Here is a 3,214-nt window from a genome sequence, read left to right as displayed (position 1 = left end):
CCTGGCGGCGGCTTCCGGGTCCTCCTCCAGCTTCTCCTTCGCCAGACCGAGCCCCATGGCGAGGGCGACCAGCCGGGCCTGCGCCCCGTCGTGCAGATCGCGCTCGATCCGGCGCAGATCGGCGGCGGCGGTGTCCACCACCGTGCCCCGGTCCGACTCCAGCTCCGCGATCCGCCGCTCCAGCTCGTCGGAGGGGTACAGCAGCCCGCGCACCATCGCCCGGTCCACGTGCGTCAGCCCCCGGGCGATCCACGGCAGCACCGGCCAGGCGACGAACAGCGAGGTCAGCGTGATCGCGAAGGTGATCACCGACCACGGCAGCCGGACCAGGGCGTACAGCGCGGCACGCCAGCCGACCGGATCCCGCAGACGCGTCCACAGCCGGCTGAGGACGCCACTGCCCGGCGCATACGGCAGGGGGCTGGGCTCGTCGATCCGCACCGCGAGCAGCCCCCTGGCACGCCACCGCTCGAACCGGCCGAGGAACCGGCTGCACCCCAGCCCCACGGCCAGCAGCGGCAGCCCCACCACCGTGATGGACAGCCCCAGGCCCACGGCCAGCCAGATCAGCGTGAAGACGAAGCAGGCGATGCCCACCGGAAGGTTCACCAGCAGGTGGGCGATCTCCTTCCAGGTCTGCGCGGAAAAGGCGAACGCGGCCGGGCGGGGCAGCCGCTCGTCGCCGCGCCCACGGGCACCGCCGTCGGGGCCGCCGTGGGAGCCGTCGGCGGGGGAGCTGGAGGTCATGGCAGACAGATTGCCGCGCCCGGCAGGGGCACCGCCATGGGGCTAGCCCCACCGCATCGCGGACGGGCCACCCGGCCGGGCGGCGGCAGGGCCTAGACTTCCCGTCCGTACGGATCGTCGAACACACGGGATCGACGAGGAGCGGGCAAGGGCCACAAGGACCCGCCACAAGGACCAAGGATCAAGGACCAGGGAGCGAGGGGCGGACGTGCCGGAGGCGACGACCGTACGCACCACCAGCGGCACCGGTGTCCAGCTCGCGGCCGACTACTTCCACGGCTATGCGGTGGTCGGGCTGCTTGCGGCGATCGGGGTGATCTTCGTCGCCGTGGCCTTCGGGGCCGGGCGGCTGCTGCGGCCCGTCGTGCCGACCCCCGAGAAGCTGCTGACCTACGAATGCGGCGTGGACCCGGTGGGCGAGGGCTGGGCCCACACCCAGATCCGCTACTACGTCTACGCTTTCCTGTATGTGATTTTCGCGGTGGACTCGATCTTCCTGTTTCCGTGGGCGACGGTCTTCGCCGCGCCCGGTTTCGGGGCCGCCACGCTGGTGGAGATGTTCATCTTCCTCGGGTTCCTCGCCGTAGGTCTGCTGTACGCATGGAAGAAGGGCGTCCTGGAGTGGACGTGACAGCCAACCCGACGCCGACCCCGGCCTCCGCGCCGGCCCCCGGTCCCGGTCCGGTGGACCTGCCGGAGCCGCGCCGCCTCGGCCCGCTGGCCCGGCTGGCGCCCGAGCCGATGAAGGTGGTCCTGAACTGGGGCCGCCGCTACAGCCTGTGGGTCTTCAACTTCGGGCTCGCCTGCTGCGCGATCGAGTTCATCGCGGCGTCGATGGCCCGCCATGACTTCATCCGGCTCGGCGTGATCCCCTTCGCGCCCGGCCCGCGCCAGGCCGACCTGATGGTCGTCTCCGGCACGGTCACGGACAAGATGGCGCCGGCGGTGCGGCGGCTGTACGAGCAGATGCCGGAGCCGAAGTACGTGATCTCCTTCGGGGCCTGCTCGAACTGCGGCGGCCCGTACTGGGACTCGTACTCCGTGACCAAGGGCGTCGACCAGATCATCCCCGTCGATGTCTACGTCCCCGGCTGCCCGCCCCGGCCCGAGGCGCTGCTGCAGGGCATTCTCAAGCTCCAGGAGAAGATCGCCCGCGAGTCGCTGGGTGAGCGTTACGGGGGCGGGGGCGCGGCGCCCGCGCCCGCGGGCCGCCCGTCCGCGGCTGCGCTGCGCAGCGGGCTGGTCACACCTCCGGGGGGGGAAGACACGCCATGACCGAGCCGAACGAGAACAACGTGCCGAACGGATCGGTGGAGCCGGGCGGATCGGTGGAGACGGGCGGTGCTGTGGAGCCCGGCGTGGCTGCGGCAGCCGAGGGGGCTGGGGAGCCCAAGGGGGCTGTCGGATCGAGCGGGTCTGGTGAGCCTAGCGGGGCTGTCGGGCCGAGCGGGGCCAGAGAGCCCGGCGGGACTGTGGGATCGAGTGGTGCTGGTGAGCCTAGCGGGGCTGTCGGATCGAGCGGGTCTGAGGAGCCCAGCGTGGCTGCGGCAACCGAGGGGGCTGGGGAGCCCAAGGGGTCTGCGGGATCGAGCGGTGCTGGGGAGCCCAGCGGGTCTGTCGGGGCGAGCGGGGCCAGGGAGCCCAGCGGTGCAGTCGGACCGACCGTGGCTGGGGAGCCGGTGGGGTCCGAGGGGGCGGGGGAGGCCGACCAGCCGTCGGCCGCGCCGCCCGTGGGCTGGCTGCCGCGTCCCGCCGCCGAGCTGTTCGGCGCGGGCGCCACGGCGGAGCAGGCGTACGACCTGCTGACCGTCGATGTCCCCGCCGACTCCTGGATCGCCTCCCTGAAGACGGCCCGCGACACCCTCGGCTGCACCTACTTCGACTGGCTGAGCGCGGTCGACGAGCCGGGCACCGGCTTCCGGGTGGCCGCGTACGTCGTCGCCCTCGGCGCCCCCGGTCCCGGGCCCGCGGTGCGCGGTCTGCTGGTACGCACCACCGTGCCGCACGACGCGCCCACGCTGCCGACCGCGACCGGCGTCTACGCCGGGGCGGCCTGGCACGAACGCGAGACCCACGAGATGTTCGGCATAGGCTTCACCGGCCACCCCGGTCTCGCGCCGCTGCTGCTCCCGGACGGCTTCGAGGGCCATCCGCTGCGCAAGGACTTCGTGCTGGCAGCCCGGGTCGTCAAGGCGTGGCCGGGCGCGAAGGAGCCGGGGGAGTCGGGCACCGGCCACGGCACCAAGCGTCGGCAGATGCTGCCGCCGGGCGTCCCCGACCCCAATGAGTGGGGCCCCCTCAAGGGCCAACTGCCCCCCGCCCCGGCCCGCCCGGTCCGCGGCGCCCGCGCGGCAGGCGCCGCCGCGGGCGAGCGCCCCGTCCGCCGCACCCGCAGCGCGACCGCCGGCTCGGCGAGCCAGCGCGCGGCGGGGGAGAAGGCGACGGAGGAGACTTCCGCCCCCGTGGG

The 3,214-nt window shown here is 73.7% G+C and carries 4 protein-coding genes; 3 read left to right on the top strand and 1 reads right to left on the bottom strand.

Features of this window, described 5'->3' with window-relative positions:
* A partial coding sequence (locus AXW62_RS06005) for a sensor histidine kinase (protein ID WP_174556356.1) occupies positions 1-747 on the bottom strand: 747 nt, incomplete at its 3' end.
* Between the two features lie 208 nt (positions 748-955).
* On the opposite strand from AXW62_RS06005, the gene AXW62_RS06000 reads away from it, so the two are divergent.
* The 3 genes from AXW62_RS06000 to AXW62_RS05990 all read left to right on the top strand — a co-directional run.
* Positions 956-1,378, top strand: a complete 423-nt coding sequence (locus AXW62_RS06000; RefSeq protein ID WP_060943576.1) for an NADH-quinone oxidoreductase subunit A — start codon at positions 956-958, stop codon at positions 1,376-1,378.
* The gene (locus AXW62_RS05995) at positions 1,348-2,022 is read left to right on the top strand and encodes an NADH-quinone oxidoreductase subunit B (protein ID WP_370682891.1); all 675 of its coding nucleotides are present in this window, start codon (positions 1,348-1,350) and stop codon (positions 2,020-2,022) included. The genes AXW62_RS06000 and AXW62_RS05995 overlap by 31 nt, the downstream gene beginning before the upstream one ends.
* A 404-nt stretch (positions 2,023-2,426) precedes the next feature.
* On the top strand, positions 2,427-3,214 hold a 788-nt coding region (locus AXW62_RS05990), incomplete at its 3' end, for an NADH-quinone oxidoreductase subunit C (protein WP_252368511.1).

The sequence above is a fragment of the Streptomyces hygroscopicus subsp. hygroscopicus genome, assembly GCF_001553455.1.
GTDB lineage: Bacteria > Actinomycetota > Actinomycetes > Streptomycetales > Streptomycetaceae > Streptomyces > Streptomyces hygroscopicus.
Note: the sequence above shows the minus strand (reverse complement) of the source record. Positions and strands in the feature narration are given on the sequence as shown.